Raw genomic sequence first — 21,795 nt, 5'->3', positions numbered from 1 at the left:
TCATGGATTTCAAGACAACTGAAGCCGCCGCCGACCTGGGCGGCCTGGTGCGCACCATCACCGAGTCGGTGTGCACCCCCGAGCGCCAGCGTGAGCTCGACGGGCTGGAGCAACGTTTCGACGCCGAACTGTGGGCCAAGCTGATCGAGGCCGACGTGCTCTCGGCTGCGGCACCGGAGGCCGTGGGCGGCGGTGGTTTCGGCGTGCTTGAGCAGGCTGCCGTGCTGACCGCATTGGGTCGCCAACTGGCCGCGGTGCCCTACCTGGATTCGGTGGTGCTGGGCGCCGGTGTGTTGGCCGCCTTCGGGCCCGACGAACTGCGCACCGAGTGGGCGCAGCCCGCGGTGGCAGGCGAGAAGATCCTCACCGTCGCCCTCGACGGCGAGATGGGTCAGGGCCCGGTGCAGGCCCAAGTGGACGGTTCCGGGTACAAGCTCACCGGAACCCGCACCCAGGTGCACTACGGGCCGATCGCCGATGCGTTCCTGGTGCCGGCCGAAACCGAGTCCGGCGTTTCCGTGTTCTTGGTGTCCGGTGCAGATCCGGGCGTCACGGTGAGCACGTTGAGCACGACCGGCAAGGGCAGTGTCGGGCACCTGGAGCTGCAGGGGACGACGGTCGACGCCGGCCGTGTTGTCGGCGGGGCCGACGCCGCCGAGTGGCTGCGGACCCATGCCGCGTTGGGCCGCACCGCATTCCAGCTCGGCGTGCTCGAGCGGGCACTGGAGCTCACCTCGGAGTACGCCCGTGAGCGTGAACAGTTCGATCGGCCGATCGGCAGCTTCCAGGCCGTCTCGTCGCGCCTGGCCGACGGCTACATCGACGTCAAGGGGCTGCGGCTGACCCTGACCCAGGCGGCCTGGCGGTTGTCGGAGGACCTGCCCGCCGGAATCGACGTGGCCAGTGCGGCATTCTGGGCGGCCGAGGCCGGCCATCGGGTGGCCCACACCGCGGTGCACGTGCACGGCGGCGTCGGCATCGACATGGACCATCCGGTGCACCGGTACTTCCTGGCCGCCAAGCAGACCGAGTTCGATCTCAGTGGAGCCACCGGGCAGCTGCTGAGCATCGGCCGCGAACTCGCCGACACCCCGGTCTAGGGATGGGGGGTCCACCCGGCACGCCGACCGTCACCGAGCTGCTGGTCCCGCTGGCCGACGTCACCGACCGGGGCGTCTACCAAGAGGATTCGTTCGTCAGCTGGGCTGATCACATCGCCGCCGGCGCAGCGCTGGCCGCGGCGCTGCGGGCCCGGTTGGATCCCTCCAAACCTCCACACGTCGGGGCGCTGCTCGGCAACACCACATTTTTCTCCAGCCTGCTGGTGGCCGCCGGCCTGGACGGGCTGGTGCCCGTCGGGCTGAACCAGACCCGCCGGGGTGCGGCCCTGGCCCGCGACATCGCCCATGCCGACTGCCAGCTGGTGCTGGCCGACTCGTCGGTGACCGTCCCGCCCGGAGTGGAGTACATCGACGTCGAATCCGAGGCGTGGGCAACCGAACTCGCGTCGTATCACCGCACCCCGGTGACCTTCGCCGAGCGCTCGGGCGACGACCTGTTCATGCTGATCTTCACCTCGGGAACCAGCGGCGACCCCAAGGCCGTGCGGGTCACCCACGACAAGGTGGCGTTCCCGGGGCGGATGCTGGCCGAGCGGTTCGGTCTGGGCCCGGCCGACACCGTCTACCTGTCGATGCCGCTGTTCCATTCGAACGCGATCATGGCCGGCTGGGCGGTGGGTGTGGCCGCCGGTGCGTCGATTGCGTTGCGGCGCAAGTTCTCTGCGTCGGGGTTCATCCCCGACGTCCGGCGCTTCGGCGCCACCTATGCCAACTATGTCGGCAAGCCGCTGTCCTACATCCTGGCCACCGAGCCGGCACCCGACGATGCCGACAACCCGTTGCGGATCCTCTACGGCAACGAGGGGGCGCCGCGCGATCTGACCCGGTTCGCCGAACGGTTCGGCGTCACCGTGGTCGACGGATTCGGTTCCACCGAGGGCGGGGTGGCCATCGCCCGCACCCCCGACACTCCCGCAGGCGCGTTGGGCCCGCTCACCGACCAGGTGGCGATCGTCGACGTCGACACCGGTGAACCGTGCCCGCCCGGAGTCATCGGCGAGTTGGTGAACCCGACCGGCGCCGGCTGGTTCCGCGGCTATTACAACGATCCCGACGCCGAGGCCGCCCGGATGGCCGGGGGCGTGTACCACACCGGGGACCTCGCCTATCTCGACGAGTCCGGCTATGCGCACTTCGCCGGGCGGCTCGGTGACTGGATGCGGGTGGACGGCGAGAATCTCGGTACCGCACCGATCGAACGAATCCTGTTGCGCCACCCGGATGTCACCGAGGCTGCGGTGTATCCGATTCCCGATCCGGCCGTGGGCGACCAGGTGATGGCCGCGCTGGTGCTCGCGGCGGGATCGGATTTCGATGCCGACGCGTTCCGAGCGTTCTTGGCCGAGCAACCCGATCTGGGTCCCAAACAGTGGCCGTCCTACGTGCGGATCGGTGTCCAGCTGCCGCGCACCGAGACGTTCAAGGTGATCAAGCGGCAACTCTCGGCCGAGGGCACCGACTGCCCGGATCCGGTCTGGCACATTCAGCCCTGATACGCGATTCGGAACTGCTCGGGGCCACCGGACACTATGGTGGCAACTGTGCGTGTGGGGTTGATGATCCCGTGCTATGTCGACATGTTCTTTCCTCAGGTCGGCAAATCCACGCTGGGTCTGCTGGAGCGATTCGGCATCGATGTCGAGTACCCGTTCGACCAAACCTGCTGCGGCCAGCCGATGGCCAACAGCGGCGCCTACCTTCAGGCCAGGGCCACCGAAGAGCTGTTCATCCGCAACTTCGCCGAATACGACCACATCGTGGCCCCGTCGGGCAGCTGCGTACACCACATCCGCAACAAGTTCACCGCCTCCGACGACACCCCGGCCCGCCGCCACGTCAGCAGCCATGTGTGGGATCTGCCCGAGTTCCTGTGTGACGTGCTGGACGTGAAAGAGCTTCCGTGGGCCCGGTTTCCGCACGAGGTCGCGCTGCATGTCAGCTGTTCGGCCATCCGCGGGCTGTCGCAGCAGACGATGAGTGAGCGCCCCAACGACCCATGGCAGTCCAAACCCCGCAGCCTGCTGGAGAAGGTCGACGGCATCACCCTCACCGACTTCGACCGCCCCGACGAGTGTTGCGGGTTCGGCGGCACCTTCGCGGTCACCGACGAAGCGGTCTCGGCGGCAATGGGCAGCGACAAGATGGGACGCATCGGCGCCGCCGGCACCCGGCACGTGGTGTCCGGGGACATGTCCTGCCTCATGCACATGCAGGGTTGCGCCAGCCGCAATCAGGAAACCTTCCAGTTCCTGCACCTGGCCGAGGTACTGAACGGAGATGCCCGGTGAAACCCGTTGACCCGGCCCACAATGCGCTGGCCTTCCTCGCCGATCCGGACCACGTCAAGGCGTTCGACACGCTGATCTGGGGTCTGCGCGAGCGCCGCGATGCCGCAGCGCGGGATGTTCCCGAATGGGAAGAGCTGCGCACGTTGGCATCCCAGATCAAAGAGCACACCCTGACCCACCTCGGGCACTACCTGGAGATGTTCGAGGAGCGTGCCGTCGCCAACGGGGCCACGGTGCACTGGGCGCGGGATGCCGACGAGCACAACCGGATCGTCCACGACATCCTCGCCGAGCACCACGTCACACATCTGGCGAAGTCGAAGTCGATGCTCACCGAGGAATGCGATCTGCGGCCGTTCCTGGAAGAACGGGGCATCCAGATCACCGAAACCGACCTGGGCGAGCGCATCCAGCAACTCGACGATCAGCCACCGAGCCACATCGTGGGGCCGGCCTTCCAGAAAACCCCCGCACAGGTCGCCGAATTGTTCGGCCGGGTATACGGTTCCGATCCGCAGCGGGCCGATCCGGTCTATCTCGCGCACGTCATGCGCGAACACACCCGTCCGCTCATGCTCGAGGCGCAAGCCGGCATGACCGGGGCCAACTTCGCCCTGGCCGAGACCGGCGCCATCGTCACCGTCACCAACGAGGGCAATGCCGATCTGTCCGCGAACATCCCACCGCTGCGGATCTGTTCGGTGGGGATCGAGAAGATCATTCCGGGCCCGGCCGAATTGGCGGTGTTCATCCGGCTGCTCACCCGCAGCGCCACCGGTGAGCGCATCACCCAGTACACATCGCATTTCGCCAAACCCCGCGACGGCGGCGAGATGCACATCGTGCTCGTCGACAACGGGCGCTCGGCGCGGTTGGCCGACGAACAGTTCTGGTCGTCGTTGAAGTGCATCCGGTGTGGTGCGTGCATGAACACCTGCCCGGTGTACCGGCGCAGCGGCGGGTTGGCCTACGGGGCCACCTATATGGGGCCGATCGGCCTCATCACCATGCCTGCCACCGACATCCGGCGCTACCACGAGCTGCCGTATGCCTGCAGCCTCAACGGCAGTTGCACCAACGTGTGCCCGGTGGAGATCAACATCCACGATCAGATCTACCAGTGGCGCGAGGTGATGGAGGACCAGGACCAGTTCAGCACCATCAAGAAGGCTGCGATGAAGGTGGCCGACACGGTGCTGCGCCATCCGCGTACCTACCGGGTGGCCACCGAGGCCGGCATGGCCGCACTCAAGGTGGCGCCGGACTTCGCGCTCTACAACCGGCTCAACGCCTGGGGGCGGCACCGTGATCTGCCCGAGCCGTCACGAGAAACCTTCCACCAGTGGTACGCCCGTACCCGCAGTCGATCGGATGCCGACGATGCCGGCACGTGAGGACATCCTCGCCGCGGTGCGCCGAAATGCGCCCGCGCCCCGGGAGTTGCCCACCGTCCCCGATTTCGGCGCCGGCCCGGCCGACCTGGTTTCGCTGTTCACCGCGGCGCTGGCCCGGCTGGACGGCAAGACCATCACCGCACCGGAATCGGGGCTGGCGGACTGGCTGGCGACCACGTTTCCCGAGGCACACCGGATCTGTTCGGCGACAAGCGAAGTCACCGGGAACGTGGACCCCGACGGGTTCGCCGACTGGGCCGGGCCGGCCGATGTTGACGTCACGGTGGTGCGTACCCCGCTCGGAGTGGCCGAGACCGGGTCGATCCTGGTGACCGAGGCCGAACTCGCGGTGAGCACGGCCGCGGTGCTGGCCCAGCATCTGGTGGTGCTGCTGGACCCGGCCGACATCGTGGAGAACATCCACCACGCCTACGCCCATCCGGCCTTTCGGCAGGCCGGCTATGCGGTGTTGTTGTCCGGGCCGTCCGGCTCGGCCGACATCGGCGGCAAGACGGTGCACCCGGCGCAGGGCGTCACCACACTGACGGCCGTACTGGCCCCGCGGCCCGCCCACTGACCGGGCCGCAGCCGCGCCACACCATTTCGATACCATTGGCACCGAAATTGTGGTCGGCGAGAGGTACACATGCGCATCGCGGTAACGGGCGGGACCGGCTATCTCGGGGTACACACCGTGGCAGCCCTGCTGGCGGCGGGTCACGAGGTACGTCTGCTCACGATTCCCGGGGGCACCGACGACGAGGTGGCGCAGCGCCTGTCCGCGCTGGGCGAGGTGTCCGTCATCAGCGGGGACATCCGCGACCGGACGACGGTGGACGTGTTGCTGGCCGGCTGCGACGCCGTGCTTCACGCCGCCGGGGTGGTGGGCACCGACCGCCGCCGCGAGGGCCTGATGTGGGAGGTCAACGCCTACGCCACCGAGAACCTGCTGCTGCGCGCGGTCGAGGCCGGGCTGGACCCGATCGTCTCGGTGAGCAGCTACAGCGCGCTTTTCCCGCCGCCGGACGGGGTGATCTCCGCCGACACCCCGCCCGCGCCGGGGCGCAGCCCATACGCCCAGACGAAGGCCTACGCCGACCGCGCCGCGCGCCGACTGCAGGCCGAGGGCGCGCCGGTGGTGGTCACCTATCCGTCGAGCGTGGTGGGCCCGGCCTACTCCGGGTGGACGGCGGCCGGTGTCACCGAACGCGGCTGGGCGCCGATCGTGCGAGCCGGGTTCGCCCCCCGGATGCGCGGCGGCATGCAGATGATCGATGTGCGCGACGTCGCCGACGTTCACGTGCGGCTCATGCAACCCGGCCGCGGCCCGCACCGCTATGTGTGCGGCGGCGTCATGGTCGCCTTCGATGAGATGGTCGATACGCTGGAACAGGGCCGCGGCCGGCCGATCCATCGAATCCCGTTGGCCCCGGCGCTGTTCCGCGGCATCGGATGGGTGTCCGACCTGGTCGGCGGGGTGCTGCCGCTCGGGGATGGGATCAGCTACGAGGCCGCGATGCTGCTCACCGCCGCCACGCCCACCGACGACGCCGTCACCCGCTCCGACCTCCGGATCGAGGCGTGGCGCTCACCTCAGGCGGCCATCCTGGCCTCCTTCGGGCGGTGAGTTCTCGACGCCCGGTCACGCCCCCAGCGCGGCGCACAGCAGGGCCACCAGACGATCCTGCAGCACGGCCGAATCGTCGTCGACCGCAACGGTGGTCATGAACAGCGCGGCACCGGCGGCCATCGTGAGCGCAGCCCGCGCATCGGCCTGCGAACCGTAACCCTGCGCGGCGAACAGCTCGACCGCGGGACCGCTGAAACCCCGCCACAACGCCGAGCGCAGATCGTCGTTGTCACGCAGCGCCAGCAGCAGGCCGGGCACGGCCTCCTTGAGATCGGCCCGGCTGAACAGTTCGTGGCTGCCGCGCACCACCCAGTCGATCCAGCCGGCCAGATCGGTGCCCGAGAACGGCGCCATGTCCGGGGTCTCGCCGAGAATCGCGTGCAGCACAAGCTCGGCCTTCGACGGCCAGCGCCGGTTGACGCTGGCCCGCCCGACCCCGGCGCGCGCCGCAACCAGGCGCACGCTCAGATCGTCCCAGCCCACCTCGACGAGCAGCTCACGGGTGGCCCTCAACACCCGGTCGTCGATCGAGGTGTCACGTGGCCGCCCGCTCATGCCCTGATTCAACCGCATGCCGGTGCAGCTACCTCCGCCCTTGGTCGGACCGCCGGTACCGAGTAGGTTGGCCATGACTGATAGTTACTTGCCAGTAGGGAGAGACCCCGATGCCTGCTCCGTCCGCTGCGGATTTCGCTCGCCTGCGTGCGCTCGTCGCCATCGACGACGCTGAAGTCAGTGCGCGCCCGACGAAGACCATCGACGAGGTTTTCACCGGCCGCGAGCTGACCACCATCCCGGTCGGCACCGCCGAGGATGTGACCGCGGCGTTCGCCAAGGCCCGCGCCGCCCAGGCGCAGTGGGCCAAGCGGCCGGTCGACGAGCGGGCCGCCGTCATCGAGCGCTTCGGCGAGCTGGTGGCCGATCGCCGTGACTTCCTGATGGACGTGGCCCAGGCCGAGACCGGCAAGGCCCGCTCGGCGGCGCAGGAAGAGATCGTCGACATGATCCTGAACTCGCGCTACTACGCGCGCGAGGCGACCAAACTGCTCTCCCCCAAGCGGGTGCAGGGCCTGCTGCCGGGTCTGGTCAAGACCGTGGTCAACCACCACCCCAAGGGAGTCGTCGGGGTCATCTCGCCGTGGAACTACCCGATGGCGCTGTCGATCTCGGATTCCATTCCGGCCCTGCTGGCCGGCAATGCCGTGGTGGTCAAGCCCGACAGCCAGACCCCGTACTGCACCCTGGCCAATGCCGAACTGCTATATCAGGCCGGGCTGCCGCGCGATCTGTTCGCGGTGGTGCCCGGGCCGGGTTCGGTGGTCGGCACCGCGATCGTGCAGGCCTGCGACTACCTGATGTTCACCGGGTCCACCGCCACCGGCCGGTCCCTGGCCGAGCAGTGCGGGCGCCGGCTGATCGGCTTCTCGGCCGAGTTGGGTGGCAAGAACCCGATGATCGTCACCAAGGGGGCCAACCTGGACGTGGCGGCCAAGGCCGCGACCCGGGCGTGCTTCTCCAACGCCGGCCAGCTGTGCATCTCGATCGAACGGATCTACGTCGAGCGGGCGGTGGCCGACGAGTTCACCGCCAAGTTCGGCGAGCAGGTGCGCAAGATGAAGCTCTCGGGTGCCTACGACTTCACCGCCGACATGGGCAGCCTGATCTCCGAGGACCAGGTCAAGACGGTCTCCGGCCATGTCGATGACGCAAAGGTCAAGGGCGCCAAGGTGATCGCCGGCGGTAATGCCCGCCCCGACATCGGCCCGCTGTTCTACGAGCCGACCGTGCTGACCGGGGTCACCGACGAGATGGAGTGCGCCCGCAACGAAACCTTCGGCCCGCTGGTGTCGATTTACCCGGTCGATTCCGTCGATGAGGCGATCGAGAAGGCCAACGACACCGAGTACGGGCTCAACGCCAGCGTGTGGGCCGGCTCGAAGGCCGAAGGGGAGGCGATCGCCGCCCGGATCAACTCCGGCACAGTGAATGTGGACGAGGGCTACGCCCTGGCCTTCGGTAGCACCGCCGCACCGATGGGCGGCATGAAGGCCTCGGGTGTCGGGCGTCGGCACGGCGCCGACGGCATCCTCAAGTACACCGAGTCACAGACCGTCTCCACCGCGCGGGTGATCAATCTCGATCCGCCGCTGGGGATTTCGCAGACCTTGTGGCAGAAGGCGCTGACCCCGATCATCCGGGCGGTGCAGAAGCTGCCCGGCCGCTAGTTTCTCAGCGCGAACAGGTCACGGCAGCTGGCGGTCCACCTCGAACGCCAAACACAGCTCGGCGATGTCACGGGGCCGGTTCAGTGATTTGGGGACGCCGCGCCACGACCGCGAAGTTCAGCGGGATCCTCGGCGTTCCCAGCGGCAGGGCCCACCCTTGCGGGCATGCCACAAGATCCGGGAAGGCTGGCCAGTCCATATAGGGCAGCTCGGCAAACGACTCGATGACGAGGCCGGCCTGCAGCAGTGAAGTGACGACTTCGGCCAGATCATGACGCCACTCATGATTACGCACATGGATGATCTGTCCGGCCGAGTTCTCGGTGTAAGTCCCTGCGTCGTCGTAGGTTCGGGCACCGCCGCCGCTGAGGTAGTCGTCGGTGATCTCCCACGGTTCGAAGTCCATCGCCCCGAGGATCGGATGATCGTCACGGATCAGGAACACCCCGCCCGGCTCGAGCAGATCGTGGATCGATCGCGCCCAGTTGACGAGTTCGGGCAGCCACACGATGGTTCCAGCACTGGTCACCACGGTCTCGAAGCGCCGCTGGATCAGCGTCGAGGCGAACCGGGCATCGCCCTCGACCCAGGTGATCTCACGACCGTCGGCCGCCGCGATCCTGGCCGCGTGCCGCAGCGAGTTCGGCGACAGATCCACGCCATGCACGTCGCGGGCTCCCAGCCGCGCCCAGGACACGGTGTCGGTACCGATGTGGCATTGCAGGTGCAACAGCGAACGGCCCGTCACCCCGGCTTCGGGCAGGTGCGGCGCCAGCACCTCGAGGTCGTTGAGCACGACCCGCGAGATCTCGGTCGGGTCCGCCAGAAACCCTGCCACGTCATACATCTGGGAACGGGCGTGGACATCGGCCCGATCGTCCCAGTTGGCACGGTTCGCGGCGAGTGCCTCTGCTTCGTTCACCGCCTCGACCCTACCGGTGAGCGCCGGAAAAGCATCGGGCCTGCGTTCAGACTCAGCTTCCGGCGATGCCGTCCAGACGCTTGGTCGCGGCTTCGAAACCACTCACCAGCTCGGCGATGATGTCGGCGGCCGGCCGGATCTCGTTCATCCGCCCCACGATCTGCCCCACCGGCATGGCAACCGCGGTCGGATCGTCGGACCGGCTCATCCGTTGATGCGCCTCGCCGACCAGGATGTTCTGCAGCGGCATCGGCAGCGCATCAGGTGCGCCCGGGGCCTCCCAGGCGTCGGTCCAGCGGCTCTTGAGCAGTCGCGCCGGCTTGCCCGAGTAGATCCGGCTGCGCACGGTGTCGGCGGAAGTGGCCTTCAGCAGCGCCTCCTGGATCACCGAGGCGCCCGACTCGCGGCGCACACCCAGGTCGTATTCGGCCGCGGTCAGGAACGCCGAGCCCATCCAGACCCCCTGCGCACCCAACGCCAGCGCCGCGGCCACCTGCTTGCCGGTACCGATCCCGCCGGCGGCCAATACCGCGGCCTTGCCCTCGACCGCCTCGGCGATCTCCGGCCACAGCACCACCGAGCCGATCTCACCGGTGTGCCCGCCGGCCTCGTGCCCCTGGGCGATCACGATGTCCACCCCGTTGGCTACGTGGCTGAGCGCATGCTTGGCGCTGCCGGCCAGGGCGGCCACCGGGACACCGGCCTCGTGGACCTGCTTGATGACGTCGTTGGGCGGGGAGCCCAGCGCGTTGGCGATCAGCTTGATCGGGTGCCGCAGCGCCACCTCGACATGGCTGCGGGCCACCGAGTGCAGCCAGCCCAGTACCCCGGCGTTGTGCTCATCGTCATCGGGAAGCGGTGGAACACCAAGATCGGCAAGGGTTTTCGCGACGAAGTCGCGGTGCGCCTGCGGGATGAGCTTGTCGATGTCGACGGCGGTGCCCTCGGTGGGGATCTTGTTCGGCATCACCACGTCGACGCCGTACGGCTTGCCGTCGGTGTTGGCGTCCATCCAGGACAACACGTTGTCCAGCTCGTCGGGATCGTTGAACCGCACGCAGCCCAACACCCCCATGCCGCCGGCCCGGGTGACCGCGGCAGCCACCTTCTCCGACGGGGTGAAGACGAAGATCGGGTATTCGACCCCGAACCGCTCGCAGAGTTCGGTCTTCATCAGGATTTGGCTCCCACATGGTTGGCGTGCACCTCGTCGGCGGCGCGCTCTTCGGTCTGGTCCTTGGCCCAGCGGTAATCGGGCTTGCCCGCGGGCGACCGCTTGACCTCATCGACCAGCCACAGGCTGCGCGGCACCTTGTATCCGGCGATCTCGCTGCGGACGAAGGCGTCAAGGTCGGCCAGCGTCGGGCGGGCGCCCTCCCTGGGTTGCACGACGGCGGCGACGTGCTGTCCGAAGCGCTCGTCGGGCACGCCGACCACCAGCGCGTCGAACACATCCGGGTGCCCCTTGAGCGCGGCCTCGACCTCTTCGGGGTAGATCTTCTCGCCACCGCTGTTGATCGACACCGAACCGCGACCCAGCATGGTCACGCTGCCGTCGGCCTCGACCTCGGCGTAGTCACCCGGGATGGCGTAACGCACCCCGTTGTAGGTACGGAAGGTCTCGGCGGTCTTCTTCTCGTCCTTGAAGTAACCGACCGGGATGTGGCCGCACTTGGCGATGATGCCGCGCACACCCGAGCCCGGCACCACCTCGTTGCCGTCCTCGTCGAGCACCTTGGTGGTCTTGTCGATGGTGACGCGCGGGCCGCCGGTGTGGCTCTGGCCCTTGGCCACGATGCTGGTACCGCCGAAGCCGGTCTCCGAGGAGCCGATCGAGTCGGTGATGATCCGGTTGGGCAGCAGCTCGAGGAACTTCTCCTTGAGGCTCGTGGAGAACAGGGCCGCGGTGCTGGCCAACAGGAACAGTGACGACAGGTCATATTGGTTGCCGGCGTCCTGGTGGGCCAACAACGCATCGAGCAGCGGCCGAGCCATCGCGTCGCCGGTGAAGAACAGCAGATTGACCTTGTGCTCGTGGATCATCCGCCACGCCGCGTCGGCGTCGAACTCCGGCATCAGCACCACGGTGTGCCCGGTGAAAAGGGCCATCCAGGTGGCCGACTGGGTCGCGCCATGGATCATCGGCGGGATGGGCAGCCGGATCATCGGCGGGTTGGCCACGGCCTGCTTGGACAGGTCGTACTCGTCGGCCACGGGCTCGCCGGTGGCGAAGTCGGTGCCGCCGAACAACACTCGGTAGATGTCCTCGTGGCGCCACATGACGCCCTTGGGGAACCCGGTGGTGCCGCCGGTGTAGAGCAGGTAGATGTCGTCTTCGCTACGCGGGCCGAAGTCACGCTCGGGCGAGCCCTGCGCCAGCGCGTCCTCGAAGGCAACACCGCCGTAGCGCTGGTAATCGTCATCTGATCCGTCTTCGACGACGAGCACGGTCTTGACCAACGGGGTCTCCGGCAGCACGTTGGCCACCCGGTCGGCGTAGCGGCGCTCGTGGATCAGCGCGACCATGTCCGAGTTCTCGAACAGGTACTTCAGCTCGCCTTCGACGTAACGGAAGTTGACGTTGACCAGGATCGCGCCGGCCTTCACGATGCCCAGCATCCCGATCACGATCTCGATGCGGTTGCGGCAATACAGGCCGACCTTGTCGTCCTTCTTGACGCCCTGGGAGATCAGATAGTGGGCCAGGCGGTTGGCCTTCTCCTCCAACTGCGCATAGGTCAGCTGCTCGTCGCCACAAATCAGGGCGACACGGTCAGGCACAGCGTCGATGGCGTGCTCGGCAAGATCCGCAATATTCAGAGCCACAGAACCTAAACTAGAACGTGTTACATTTCGAGACAAGTCTGGGTTGAAAATGCATAGGAGCTGACTGTCCGTGAGTGACCAAAAAGACGCAGAAAAAGGGCCCGACGCCCTCATTGAGCAGCGCGGACACACCCTGATCCTGACGCTGAACCGGCCGGAGGCGCGCAACGCGCTTTCCACCGAGATGCTCTCGATCATGGTCGAGGCCTGGGACCGCGTCGACAACGATCCGGAGATCCGGACCTGCATCCTCACCGGCGCCGGTGGGTACTTCTGCGCGGGCATGGATCTCAAGGGCGCGACGAAGAAGCCGCCGGGTGATTCGTTCAAGGACGGCAGCTACGACCCGTCGAAGATCGAAGGCCTGCTCAAAGGCCGTCGGCTCACCAAGCCGCTGATCGCCGCGGTCGAGGGCCCGGCCATCGCCGGGGGCACCGAGATCCTGCAGGGCACCGACATCCGGGTCGCCGGCGAGAGCGCCAAGTTCGGCATCTCCGAGGCCAAGTGGAGCCTGTACCCGATGGGCGGCTCGGCGGTGCGCCTGGTCCGCCAGATCCCCTACACCATCGCCTGCGATCTGCTGCTCACCGGACGGCACATCACCGCGGCCGAGGCGCTGTCCTACGGCCTGATCGGCTACGTCGTGCCCGACGGTTCCGCGTTGGACAAGGCCTTGGAGATCGCCGAGGTGATCAACAACAACGGCCCGCTGGCCGTGCAGGCGATTCTCAAGACCATCCGCGAGACCGAGGGCATGCACGAGAACGACGCGTTCAAGCCCGACACCGCCAATGGCATCCCGGTGTTCCTGTCGGCCGACGCCAAGGAGGGCCCGCTGGCGTTCAAGGAGAAGCGGGCACCGAACTTCCAGATGAAGTAACACCCGGCACGCGACTGAGGCCCAGCTCGAATCGAGCAGGGCCTCAGTGCTTTCAGTGCCCTAGTGCCAGTGTCCGGGCGGTCCGCCATGCCCCGGCGGTCCCCAGTGCCCCGGAGGAGGCGGGGGCGGCGGACCCCACGGCCGCGGCGGGGGCGGCGGCCCCCAGAACGGTGGCGGGGGTGGCGGCGGTGGACCCCAGAATGGCGGTGGTGGAGGCGGAGGGGGAGGCGGTCCCCACGGCCGTAACGGCGGCGCCGGCGGGGAGAACAGCGGGGCCGGCCCCCCGGCCTGCAGGCTCGTCGGCGCCGGAACCGGTGCCGCGCTCGCCTGCCCGGCCACCCCCAAGGCTCCGGCCAGCAGCGCCCCGCCCAGCACCACACCACTTGTCAATTTGCGCCCGGTTAGATGTCGTGCCATTACATGCACCCTTCAATCGTCGCGTTCATCCCCCGATTTGAAGAGGCTATCTAATTAGACGTGCTATGCGAAACCTGTGAACGCCCTTGCACAGCGGATGCTTAACTGGCGCCTAGGTGTACACAGGGCCTGAGCGGCGTCGTCATCAGGCTCCCACCGGGGCCGTCGGGGTGAACACCACCGGCATCGATTCCAGCCCGCTGACGAAGTTGGCCGGGCGCAACGGCAACTGATTGTCGTCGGCCAGCCGGAGATCGGGCAGCCGGGCGAGCAGGCGCTCGATCATCAGCCGCAGTTCCAGCCGGGCCAGCTGGTTACCCAGGCAGAAATGTGTCCCGAAACCGAAAGCCATGTGGCTGTTGGGGTTCCGACCGATATCGAAGTCATCAGGGTTGTCGAAAACCGCCTCGTCGAAGTTGGCCGATTCGAACATCAACATGATCTTCTCGCCGGCCTTCAGTTCGGTTCCGTGGAAGGCGGTGTCGGCGGTCAGGGTCCGGCACATGTTCTTCACCGGCGAGGTCCAGCGCAGCATCTCCTCGATCGCACCGGGCAGGGCCTCCTGGCGTCCTTCATGGTCTTCGCGCAAGCGCTCATCCGCGACGAGCCGATCCCATTGCGCACGGTGACGCAGCAGCTGTTCGGTGCCACCGGACAGGGTGTGCCGGGTGGTCTCGTCGCCGCCGATCAGGATCAGCAGCGTCTCCATGACGATCTCGTCATCGCTCATCCGCTGGCCCTCCACCTCGGCGTTGACCAGGACCGAGAACAGGTCCTCGGTGGGGTCGGCCCGCCGCTTGGCGATCACCTCCATGGTGAACGCGGTGTAGGCGGCGAAGGTGTCCATCAGCTTCGTGATCGCCGTTTCGTCCAGGTGCGAGCTCAGCCCGCACACCAGGTCGTCCGACCACTTCAGCAGCATGTCGCGTTCGGTGGGCAGCACCCCGAGCATGTCACCGATCACTGCCATCGGCAGCGGCGCGGCGATGTCGCGGACGAAGTCGCACTCGCCCTTCTCGCACACGGCGTCGATCAGAGTGTCGCACAGCGTCACGATCGAGGGCACCTTGTCCATCACCCGCTTGCGGGTGAAGCCGGAGTTGACCAGCTTGCGGCGCAACACATGTGCCGGATCGTCCATGTCGATCATGTACGGCATGCCGGGCTGGTCCGGACGGATGCCGCCGGTGCTGGAGAACAGTTCCGGGTTGCGTTCGGCATCGATCACCGCCGCATACGTCGTGGCCGCCGCCAAACCGTTGCGATCGCGGAACACCGGCTCGTTGGCCCGCATCCAGCGGTAGGCCTCCCGCGCTCCGCCGTCGGCATAGAAGGTGCCGTTGGTGAGGTCGACATCGGGCTTGAGCAGGACCTGGGTCACGAAATCTCCTTGGCGTCGGCGAACGTCATCTGCACATTGCGAACCGCGCTGGACAGCAGCGCCCGTTTGGGCAGGCCCAGCGCCGCAAGTTCGTTGGCGTACGGGTGGTCCCCCAGCCGGATCCGGACCCCGCCCGGCCGGTAACGCACGCCCGAAAGCCGCATCGTCCCTTCGGTTTCCCGTAGCACCCCGTCGAGACAGGAGTAGGTGGACTGCACCTGGGGCTTGGCCGTCAGCGCCGACGGCACCGGCAAGCCGGGCGCGAAATCCATGCCCACCGCGAGTCGGCCGTCGATACTCACCTCGAAACCGAACGGCCTGCCCTCGCGAACGGTGAAGTCGGCCAGCACTTTCGGATAACCCCAGATCTGCCGGCCGGCCTGCAGGGTGAACTCGCCGTCGACGGGCAGGTGGTGCACGAAGGCGCCGGCCGAGCTCAGGTGGCGCAGCCCGGCCTCCTGCGAACCGGGCCGGTTGACCATGACGTTGGTGCCGTACTCCAGGTAGGGGCCGAGATCGCCGTCGAGGTAGCGCATGAGCATCAGCACGACGATCGCGCGGTGCGGCCGATGCCGATACACGCGCAGGCCGCTGTAGTCGATCATGCGCTGTGCGGCGTCGGCGTCCACCGAGAACATCGCCATGTGCTGATCGGCGGTGCGAATCTGCACCGGCATCGTCAGCACAGTGCCGGCCACGGTGTGTTGCGAGGACCCGGAAGCGGGAGTGCTGTGACTCACGCCATAAATCTAGAACCTCGAGTAGACAGACTGCAAGGAAGTGTCTAGTCGGAAAACTGGACCGCTACACCAGCGCGGCAAGATCCTTGATCTGCTCGACCGAACGGGCACCGACCACCATCATCGTGACGCCGGAAGCCTCCCAGGCCTTGATCTGCTCCTTGACGTAGTCGAGGTTGCCCACGATCGCGGAGTCGTCGACCAGTTCGTCCGGAATGATCTTGGCGGCCTGCTCTTTCCCGTCCTTTTGTCCGGAGCGGAACAGTTTCGTGACGTCGTCGACCACCTCGGCGTACCCCATCCGGCGGTACACCTCGGCGTGGAAGTTGGTGTCCTCCGAACCCATTCCGCCCATGTAGAGCGCCAGGTGCGGCTTCATCAGCTCCATGATCGCGGGCCGGTCGTCGGTCACCACCACCTGCGCGGTCGCGCAGATCTCGAACGTCTCCCGGGTGCGCCGGGCGCCCGGCCGGGCGAAGCCCTCGTCGAGCCACTCGTTGTACATGCCGGCGATCCGCGGCGAGTAGAAGATCGGCAGCCAGCCGTCGGCGATCTCGGCAGCCAGCGCGACGTTCTTGGGCCCTTCGGCGCCGAGCATGACCGGGATGTCGGCACGCAGTGGGTGGGTGATCGGCTTGAGCGGCTTACCCAGGCCGGTGGTGCCCTCACCGGTCAGCGGCAGCGGATAGTGCGGGCCGTCGCTGCGCACCGGCGCCTCACGGGCCCAGACCTGACGCAGGATGTCGATGTACTCGCGGGTGCGGGCCAGTGGCTTGGGGAACTTCGCGCCGTACCAGCCCTCGACCACCTGCGGGCCGGACACCCCGAGGCCCAGGATGTGGCGGCCACCGGAGAGGTGGTCGAGGGTCAGCGCGGCCATCGCGCAGGCCGTGGGCGTGCGGGCGGACAGCTGGATCACCGACGTGCCCAGCCGCATCCGGGTGGTTTCACGCCCCCACCAGGCCAGTGGGGTGTAGGCGTCCGAGCCCCAGGCCTCCGCGGTGAAGACGGTGTCGAATCCTTCGGCCTCGGCGGCGGCGACGAGTTCGGCGTGGTTGGTCGGCGGCTGCGCGCCCCAGTACCCGAGTTGCAGACCCAGCTTCATTTAGATTGCCTTCCCACGTGCCTTGCCACGATTGTTAGAACCTGTTCTACTCGATGTGTGACAGCCAGCCAAAGCCGCCCGGCCTCGACAGATCACCGTGAGCCACCACTTTCCGCGCCACTGAAACTGTCGTTTGACTACACCCGTTCAGTCGGACCCCTGCTCGGCCAGTTCTTCACTGCCCTGCGTGAGCGCCGGATCGTCGGCGTACGCGGGTCGGACGGACGCGTGCATGTGCCACCCGCTGAGTATGACCCGGTGACCTATGAGGCGTTGACCGAGGTCGTCCCGGTGTCCAGCGTCGGGACGGTCCTGTCCTGGACCTGGCAGCCCGAGCCTCTGGAGGGGCAGCCGCTGGACCGGCCGTTCGCGTGGGCGCTGATCAAGCTCGACGGTGCCGACACCCCGCTGCTGCACGCCGTGGACGTCGCCGAAGGTGAGCTGAGCAGCGGCGCACGGGTGCACGCGCACTGGGTCGACGAACCGGTGGGCGCCATCACCGACATCGCCTACTTCGTGCCTGGTGAGACCCCTGAAGAGGTCCCCGCCGCGCCGGCCGACGACCGCGACCCGGTGACCATGTTGGTGGTTCCCTCGCAGATCGAGATCCAGCACACCGCCTCGCGGCCCGAGAGCACCTACTTGCGCGGCCTGCGCGACGGCAAGCTGCTGGGCGCGCGGACCGGGGATACCGGGAAGGTGTACTTCCCGCCGAAGGAAGCTGATCCGGCCACCGGCAAGGAACTCGACCAGTTCGTCGAGCTGGTCGACAAGGGCACGGTCACCACGTTCGCGATCATCAACATCCCGTTCGCCGGCCAGCGCATCAAGCCGCCGTACGTCGCGGCCTACGTGCTGCTCGACGGTGCCGACATCCCGTTCCTGCATCTGGTGACCGACATCGAGGCGTCCGAGGTGCGGATGGGTATGCGGGTGGAAGCGGTGTGGAAGCCCCAGGAGGAATGGGGTCTGGGCATCGACAACATCTCGCATTTCCGGCCGACGGGTGAGCCCGACGCCGACTACGACAGCTACAAGCACCACCTGTAAAGGGAACTCCCACATGACTCTTCGTGATGTCGCTGTCGTCGGCTTCGCCCATGCCCCGCATGTGCGCCGCACCGACGGCACCACCAACGGTGTCGAGATGCTGATGCCGTGTTTCGCCAGCCTCTATGAAGAACTCGGCCTGCAGCAGACCGACATCGGCTTCTGGTGCTCCGGCTCTTCCGATTATCTTGCCGGCCGGGCATTCTCGTTCATCTCGGCGATCGACTCGATCGGTGCGGTGCCGCCCATCAACGAGTCGCACGTCGAGATGGACGCCGCCTGGGCCCTGTACGAGGCCTACATCAAGATCTTGACCGGCGAGGTGGACACCGCGCTGGTCTACGGCTTCGGCAAGTCCTCGGCGGGCGTGCTGCGTCGCGTGCTGTCCCTGCAGACCGATCCCTACACCGTTGCGCCGCTGTGGCCGGATGCGGTGTCGCTGGCCGGACTTCAGGCCCGCTTCGGACTCGATGCCGGTAAGTGGACCACGGAGCAGATGGCCCAGGTCGCCCTGGATTCGTTCGCCGCGGCCGACCGCGTCGACTCGGTGGAATCGGCGGCCTCGGTGGCCGAGCTGCTGGATCGGCCGTTCTTCGCCGATCCGCTGCGTCGCCACGACATCGCCCCGATCACCGACGGTGCGTCGGCAATTGTGCTGGCCGCCGGTGACCGGGCTCGCGAACTGCGTGAAAACCCGGCCTGGATCACCGGTTTCGAGCATCGCATCGAGACCCCGGTGCTCGGTGCGCGCGATCTGACCGTCTCGACGTCCACCACCGCGTCCGCACAGGTCGCCACCGGTGGTGACGTCAGCTCGATCGACGTGGCCGAGATCTACGCACCGTTCACCCATCAGCACCTGATCCTCACCGAGGCGATCGGTCTGAACGGGAACACGAAGGTCAACCCCTCCGGCGGCGCGCTGGCGGCCAACCCGATGTTCTCGGCCGGCCTCGAGCGCATCGGCTTCGCCGCGCAGCACATCTTCAACGGCACAGCGGGCCGCGTCCTGGCACATGCCACCAGCGGTGCTGCGCTGCAACAGAATCTGGTCGCGGTCCTGGAGGGCAAGAACTAATGGCTAACAAAGCAGCGGTCCTCGGAACGGGCCAGACCAAGTACGTGGCCAAGCGGCACGACGTGTCGATGAACGGACTGGTGCGCGAGGCCATCGACCGCGCACTGGCCGATGCGGGCGCGACGATGGACGACATCGACGCCGTCGTGGTGGGCAAGGCGCCGGACTTCTTCGAGGGCGTGATGATGCCCGAGTTGTTCATGGCCGACGCCACCGGCGCCACCAACAAGCCGCTGATCCGCGTGCACACCGCCGGCTCGGTGGGCGGATCGACCGCGATCGTCGCGGCCAGCCTGGTGAAGTCCGGCAAGTACCGCCGGGTGCTGACCATGGCCTGGGAGAAGCAGTCCGAGTCGAATGCCATGTGGGCGTTGAGTATTCCGGTGCCGTTCACCAAGCCCGTCGGCGCCGGTGCGGGTGGCTACTTCGCCCCCCACGTACGCGCCTACATCCGTCGCTCCGGGGCGCCGAACCACATCGGCGCGATGGTCGCGGTCAAGGACCGTCTCAACGGGGCGAAAAACCCGTTGGCCCACCTTCAGCAATCCGACATCACCCTGGAAAAGGTGATGGCCTCCCAGATGCTGTGGGATCCGATCCGATTCGACGAGACCTGCCCGTCGTCGGACGGTGCCGCCGCCATGGTGATCGGCGACGAGGCCGCCGCGGATGCTCGGGTGGCCGAAGGACATCCGGTGGCCTGGATCCACGCCACCGCCCTGCGCACCGAACCGCTTGCCTACTCCGGTCGCGACCAGGTCAACCCGCAGGCGGGCCGAGATGCTGCCGCGGCGTTGTGGCGCGCTGCCGGGATCACCAGTCCGATCGACGAGATCGACGTCGCCGAGGTGTACGTGCCGTTCTCCTGGTTCGAGCCGATGTGGTTGGAGAACCTCGGTTTTGCCGCCGAGGGCGAGGGTTGGAAACTCACCGAGGCCGGCGAGACCGCCATCGGCGGGAAGATCCCGTTCAATGCCTCGGGCGGCGTGCTCTCGAGCAATCCGATCGGCGCGTCGGGCATGATCCGGTTCGCCGAGTCGGCGATCCAGGTGATGGGCAAGGCCGGCGACCACCAGGTCGAGGGAGCGCGCAAGGCGCTCGGCCACGCCTATGGCGGTGGCGCGCAGTACTACTCGATGTGGGTGGTCTCGAGCGACAAGCCTGCGGACAAGTGACCGCACCACGCATGAAGTACACGCTCAGCGTGGCCATGGGCCCGCTGGAGCATTTGACCGGGTTGGCCCGCACCGCTGAGGAAGTCGGGTTCGACGCGATCGCGTTGCCGGACTCGCTGTTCTACATGGAAAAGCAGGCCGCGGACTATCCGTACACCCCGGACGGTTCGCGGATGTGGAATGCCGAGACCCCGTGGGTGGACCCGCTGATCGCGGCCGCCTCGATGGGTGCGGTCACCTCGACGCTGCGGTTCTACACCAACGTGCTCAAGCTCGGCTCACGCAACCCGCTGCTGCTGGCCCGCCAGGTCGGTTCGGTGGCCAACCTGACCGGAAACCGGTTCGGGTTCGGCGTCGGAATCGGCTGGGCACCTGAGGAATTCGAGTGGTGCGGGGTGCCGTTCGCCAAGCGCGGCGCCCGCGTCGACGAGATGATCGAGGTGCTCAAGCTCGTGCTCGGCGGCGGCATGGTGGAGTACCACGGTGAGTTCTACGATTTCGAGCGGCTGCAGATGAGCCCGGCACCGTCGGCGCCGGTGCCGTTCTACGTCGGTGGCCACACGTCGGTGGCGCTCAAGCGCGCCGCCCGGGTTGGCGACGGCTGGACCAGCGCGATGATGACCTGCGCGCAGCTGGCCGAGACCGTGACGGCGCTCAACAAGTTGCGGGCCGAATACGGCCGGGCCGACGAGCCGTTCGAGTTCCAGGCCGTGTGCATCGACAAGTTCGATCTCGACGGGCACCGTCAGCTGGCCGAGGCCGGCATCACCGACAACATCGTCATCCCGTGGATGTTGGAGGGCCTGGGCTTCGACGCTCCGTTGGAGAAGAAGCAGGATTCGCTCAAGCGGTTCGCCGACACCTACATCCACTCCGGCTGGCAGGACTGACTGTCCGCTTGTCTCCGCCGAAACGGCATTCCAGCAGCAAAAGGTCGAGTGGCCGCGTGCTGGAATGCCGTTTCGGCGGGGGTGAAAGCTAGATCTCGCCCAGGCCGGTCAGGTAGCGCTGGGCCAGGTCTCGGTAGGCACCGGGATTGCTCTGCACCCACATGTGGGCCGCGGTGCCGGCGATGGGTCCGCGAACCTTGGCGGGCGCGCCGGTGACCACCACCTCGTCGGGAATCTTGGTTCCACCGACCACCAGGGAATGCGCGGCGATCAGGCTGCGCCGGCCGATCACCGCCCCGTCGAGCACCGTGCAGTGATTGGCGATCAACGCCTCTTCTCCCACGTGTGCGCCGTGTACGACGCACATGTGGGCGACCGTCGCGCCGGGTCCGATGTCGACCGGGATTCCCGGCGGCGCGTGCAGTACCGACCCGTCCTGTACGTTGGCGCCCTCACGGATGACGATCGGGGCGAAGTCGCCGCGCAGCACGGTGTTGAACCACACCGATGCCCCGGCTTCGACCGTCACGTCGCCGACCAAGGTTGCCGTCGGGGCGACGAATGCGCTCGGGTCGACCACGGGTGAACGGCCCTCGAACGAATACAGCGGCATCGTTCACATATACCGCAGGAAAGCGCCCTCAGGGCGCCGACGCGTACGCTGAACAGTAAC

Annotated in this window: 20 protein-coding genes; 12 read left to right on the top strand and 8 right to left on the bottom strand. The window is 67.4% G+C overall.

The genetic code is table 11. The features are described from left to right. Nucleotides 1–2: 2 nt before the first annotated feature. The 6 genes from FR943_RS04630 to FR943_RS04605 all read left to right on the top strand — a co-directional run bounded on the left by FR943_RS04630 (nucleotide 3) and on the right by FR943_RS04605 (nucleotide 6,430). Nucleotides 3–1,100, top strand: coding sequence for an acyl-CoA dehydrogenase family protein (locus FR943_RS04630; protein ID WP_217155179.1), 1,098 nt, complete (start codon nucleotides 3–5; stop codon nucleotides 1,098–1,100). Nucleotides 1,101–1,102: 2 nt separating this feature from the next. Next, nucleotides 1,103–2,614: a long-chain-fatty-acid--CoA ligase FadD17 gene (gene fadD17, locus FR943_RS04625; protein WP_217155178.1), complete on the top strand. Its 1,512-nt coding sequence runs from the start codon at nucleotides 1,103–1,105 to the stop codon at nucleotides 2,612–2,614. 48 nt (nucleotides 2,615–2,662) lie between these two features. Next, on the top strand, nucleotides 2,663–3,409 hold the full coding sequence (locus tag FR943_RS04620) for a (Fe-S)-binding protein (protein WP_217155177.1): 747 nt from the start codon (nucleotides 2,663–2,665) through the stop codon (nucleotides 3,407–3,409). Further along, nucleotides 3,406–4,803: a lactate utilization protein B gene (locus FR943_RS04615; RefSeq protein ID WP_217155176.1), complete on the top strand. Its 1,398-nt coding sequence runs from the start codon at nucleotides 3,406–3,408 to the stop codon at nucleotides 4,801–4,803. Before FR943_RS04620 ends, FR943_RS04615 begins: the two co-directional genes overlap by 4 nt. Then, nucleotides 4,790–5,380 carry a LutC/YkgG family protein gene (locus FR943_RS04610; RefSeq protein WP_217155175.1) on the top strand — a complete coding sequence of 197 codons (591 nt, stop codon included), beginning with the start codon at nucleotides 4,790–4,792 and terminating at the stop codon, nucleotides 5,378–5,380. The genes FR943_RS04615 and FR943_RS04610 overlap by 14 nt, the downstream gene beginning before the upstream one ends. Before the next feature lie 69 nt (nucleotides 5,381–5,449). After that, nucleotides 5,450–6,430 (top strand): NAD-dependent epimerase/dehydratase family protein, encoded by a 981-nt coding sequence (locus FR943_RS04605; RefSeq protein WP_217155174.1) that lies wholly within the window; start codon nucleotides 5,450–5,452, stop codon nucleotides 6,428–6,430. A gap of 15 nt (nucleotides 6,431–6,445) precedes the next feature. Here the strand turns inward: FR943_RS04605 and FR943_RS04600 are convergent, their stop codons facing one another. Continuing rightward, entirely contained in the window at nucleotides 6,446–6,988 is a 543-nt protein-coding gene (locus FR943_RS04600; protein WP_217155383.1) for a helix-turn-helix domain-containing protein, read from the bottom strand. A 110-nt stretch (nucleotides 6,989–7,098) separates the two neighbouring features. On the opposite strand from FR943_RS04600, the gene FR943_RS04595 reads away from it, so the two are divergent. Continuing rightward, nucleotides 7,099–8,658 carry a succinic semialdehyde dehydrogenase gene (locus tag FR943_RS04595; protein WP_217155173.1) on the top strand — a complete coding sequence of 520 codons (1,560 nt, stop codon included), beginning with the start codon at nucleotides 7,099–7,101 and terminating at the stop codon, nucleotides 8,656–8,658. A gap of 67 nt (nucleotides 8,659–8,725) precedes the next feature. Here the strand turns inward: FR943_RS04595 and FR943_RS04590 are convergent, their stop codons facing one another. The 3 genes from FR943_RS04590 to FR943_RS04580 are packed head-to-tail and all read right to left on the bottom strand — an operon-like array spanning nucleotide 8,726 to nucleotide 12,406. Beyond that, nucleotides 8,726–9,580: a class I SAM-dependent methyltransferase gene (locus tag FR943_RS04590; RefSeq protein WP_217155172.1), complete on the bottom strand. Its 855-nt coding sequence runs from the start codon at nucleotides 9,578–9,580 to the stop codon at nucleotides 8,726–8,728. A gap of 52 nt (nucleotides 9,581–9,632) precedes the next feature. Next, nucleotides 9,633–10,754: an NAD(P)H-dependent flavin oxidoreductase gene (locus FR943_RS04585; RefSeq protein WP_217155171.1), complete on the bottom strand. Its 1,122-nt coding sequence runs from the start codon at nucleotides 10,752–10,754 to the stop codon at nucleotides 9,633–9,635. Next, nucleotides 10,754–12,406 (bottom strand): medium/long-chain-fatty-acid--CoA/3-oxocholest-4-en-26-oate--CoA ligase, encoded by a 1,653-nt coding sequence (locus tag FR943_RS04580; protein ID WP_308170465.1) that lies wholly within the window; start codon nucleotides 12,404–12,406, stop codon nucleotides 10,754–10,756. Before FR943_RS04580 ends, FR943_RS04585 begins: the two co-directional genes overlap by 1 nt. Before the next feature lie 70 nt (nucleotides 12,407–12,476). Here FR943_RS04580 and FR943_RS04575 point away from each other — a divergent pair, with 70 nt between their 5' ends. Further along, nucleotides 12,477–13,286, top strand: coding sequence for a crotonase/enoyl-CoA hydratase family protein (locus tag FR943_RS04575; RefSeq protein WP_217155169.1), 810 nt, complete (start codon nucleotides 12,477–12,479; stop codon nucleotides 13,284–13,286). 562 nt (nucleotides 13,287–13,848) lie between these two features. Here the strand turns inward: FR943_RS04575 and FR943_RS04570 are convergent. The 3 genes from FR943_RS04570 to FR943_RS04560 form a co-directional block, all read right to left on the bottom strand. After that, the gene (locus FR943_RS04570) at nucleotides 13,849–15,084 is read right to left on the bottom strand and encodes a cytochrome P450 (protein ID WP_217155168.1); all 1,236 of its coding nucleotides are present in this window, start codon (nucleotides 15,082–15,084) and stop codon (nucleotides 13,849–13,851) included. Beyond that, a complete protein-coding gene (locus tag FR943_RS04565) occupies nucleotides 15,081–15,761 on the bottom strand; it encodes an acetoacetate decarboxylase family protein (RefSeq protein WP_217155382.1) in 681 nt (226 codons plus the stop codon). The genes FR943_RS04570 and FR943_RS04565 overlap by 4 nt, the downstream gene beginning before the upstream one ends. 127 nt (nucleotides 15,762–15,888) lie before the next feature. Continuing rightward, the gene (locus FR943_RS04560; protein ID WP_217155167.1) at nucleotides 15,889–16,929 is read right to left on the bottom strand and encodes an LLM class F420-dependent oxidoreductase; all 1,041 of its coding nucleotides are present in this window, start codon (nucleotides 16,927–16,929) and stop codon (nucleotides 15,889–15,891) included. A 57-nt stretch (nucleotides 16,930–16,986) separates the two neighbouring features. Here FR943_RS04560 and FR943_RS04555 point away from each other — a divergent pair, with 57 nt between their 5' ends. The 4 genes from FR943_RS04555 to FR943_RS04540 are packed head-to-tail and all read left to right on the top strand — an operon-like array spanning nucleotide 16,987 to nucleotide 21,122. Further along, the gene (locus FR943_RS04555) at nucleotides 16,987–17,979 is read left to right on the top strand and encodes a Zn-ribbon domain-containing OB-fold protein (RefSeq protein ID WP_217155166.1); all 993 of its coding nucleotides are present in this window, start codon (nucleotides 16,987–16,989) and stop codon (nucleotides 17,977–17,979) included. Between the two features lie 13 nt (nucleotides 17,980–17,992). After that, nucleotides 17,993–19,057 carry a thiolase family protein gene (locus FR943_RS04550; protein ID WP_217155165.1) on the top strand — a complete coding sequence of 355 codons (1,065 nt, stop codon included), beginning with the start codon at nucleotides 17,993–17,995 and terminating at the stop codon, nucleotides 19,055–19,057. Beyond that, nucleotides 19,057–20,232, top strand: coding sequence for a thiolase family protein (locus FR943_RS04545; RefSeq protein ID WP_217155164.1), 1,176 nt, complete (start codon nucleotides 19,057–19,059; stop codon nucleotides 20,230–20,232). Before FR943_RS04550 ends, FR943_RS04545 begins: the two co-directional genes overlap by 1 nt. Before the next feature lie 11 nt (nucleotides 20,233–20,243). Continuing rightward, the gene (locus FR943_RS04540) at nucleotides 20,244–21,122 is read left to right on the top strand and encodes a TIGR03619 family F420-dependent LLM class oxidoreductase (RefSeq protein ID WP_217155381.1); all 879 of its coding nucleotides are present in this window, start codon (nucleotides 20,244–20,246) and stop codon (nucleotides 21,120–21,122) included. A gap of 88 nt (nucleotides 21,123–21,210) precedes the next feature. Here the strand turns inward: FR943_RS04540 and FR943_RS04535 are convergent, their stop codons facing one another. Next, nucleotides 21,211–21,735: a gamma carbonic anhydrase family protein gene (locus tag FR943_RS04535; RefSeq protein WP_217155163.1), complete on the bottom strand. Its 525-nt coding sequence runs from the start codon at nucleotides 21,733–21,735 to the stop codon at nucleotides 21,211–21,213. Between the last annotated feature and the right edge of the window lie 60 nt (nucleotides 21,736–21,795).

It is taken from the genome of [Mycobacterium] fortunisiensis (assembly GCF_019050325.1).
Classification (GTDB): domain Bacteria; phylum Actinomycetota; class Actinomycetes; order Mycobacteriales; family Mycobacteriaceae; genus Mycobacterium; species Mycobacterium fortunisiensis.
Note: the sequence above shows the minus strand (reverse complement) of the source record. Positions and strands in the feature narration are given on the sequence as shown.

Bases quoted from the DNA above. Each gene is read 5' to 3' on its own strand.
- FR943_RS04560 (WP_217155167.1), bottom strand. From the start codon at position 16,929: ATGAAGCTGGGTCTGCAACTCGGGTACTGGGGCGCGCAGCCGCCGACC.
- FR943_RS04585 (WP_217155171.1), bottom strand. From the start codon at position 10,754: ATGAAGACCGAACTCTGCGAGCGGTTCGGGGTCGAATACCCGATCTTC.
- FR943_RS04595 (WP_217155173.1), top strand. From the start codon at position 7,099: ATGCCTGCTCCGTCCGCTGCGGATTTCGCTCGCCTGCGTGCGCTCGTC.
- FR943_RS04565 (WP_217155382.1), bottom strand. From the start codon at position 15,761: ATGCCGGTGCAGATTCGCACCGCCGATCAGCACATGGCGATGTTCTCG.
- FR943_RS04540 (WP_217155381.1), top strand. From the start codon at position 20,244: ATGAAGTACACGCTCAGCGTGGCCATGGGCCCGCTGGAGCATTTGACC.
- FR943_RS04610 (WP_217155175.1), top strand. From the start codon at position 4,790: ATGCCGGCACGTGAGGACATCCTCGCCGCGGTGCGCCGAAATGCGCCC.
- FR943_RS04630 (WP_217155179.1), top strand. From the start codon at position 3: ATGGATTTCAAGACAACTGAAGCCGCCGCCGACCTGGGCGGCCTGGTG.
- FR943_RS04605 (WP_217155174.1), top strand. From the start codon at position 5,450: ATGCGCATCGCGGTAACGGGCGGGACCGGCTATCTCGGGGTACACACC.
- FR943_RS04550 (WP_217155165.1), top strand. From the start codon at position 17,993: ATGACTCTTCGTGATGTCGCTGTCGTCGGCTTCGCCCATGCCCCGCAT.
- fadD17 (WP_217155178.1), top strand. From the start codon at position 1,103: ATGGGGGGTCCACCCGGCACGCCGACCGTCACCGAGCTGCTGGTCCCG.
- FR943_RS04535 (WP_217155163.1), bottom strand. From the start codon at position 21,735: ATGCCGCTGTATTCGTTCGAGGGCCGTTCACCCGTGGTCGACCCGAGC.
- FR943_RS04600 (WP_217155383.1), bottom strand. From the start codon at position 6,988: ATGAGCGGGCGGCCACGTGACACCTCGATCGACGACCGGGTGTTGAGG.
- FR943_RS04545 (WP_217155164.1), top strand. From the start codon at position 19,057: ATGGCTAACAAAGCAGCGGTCCTCGGAACGGGCCAGACCAAGTACGTG.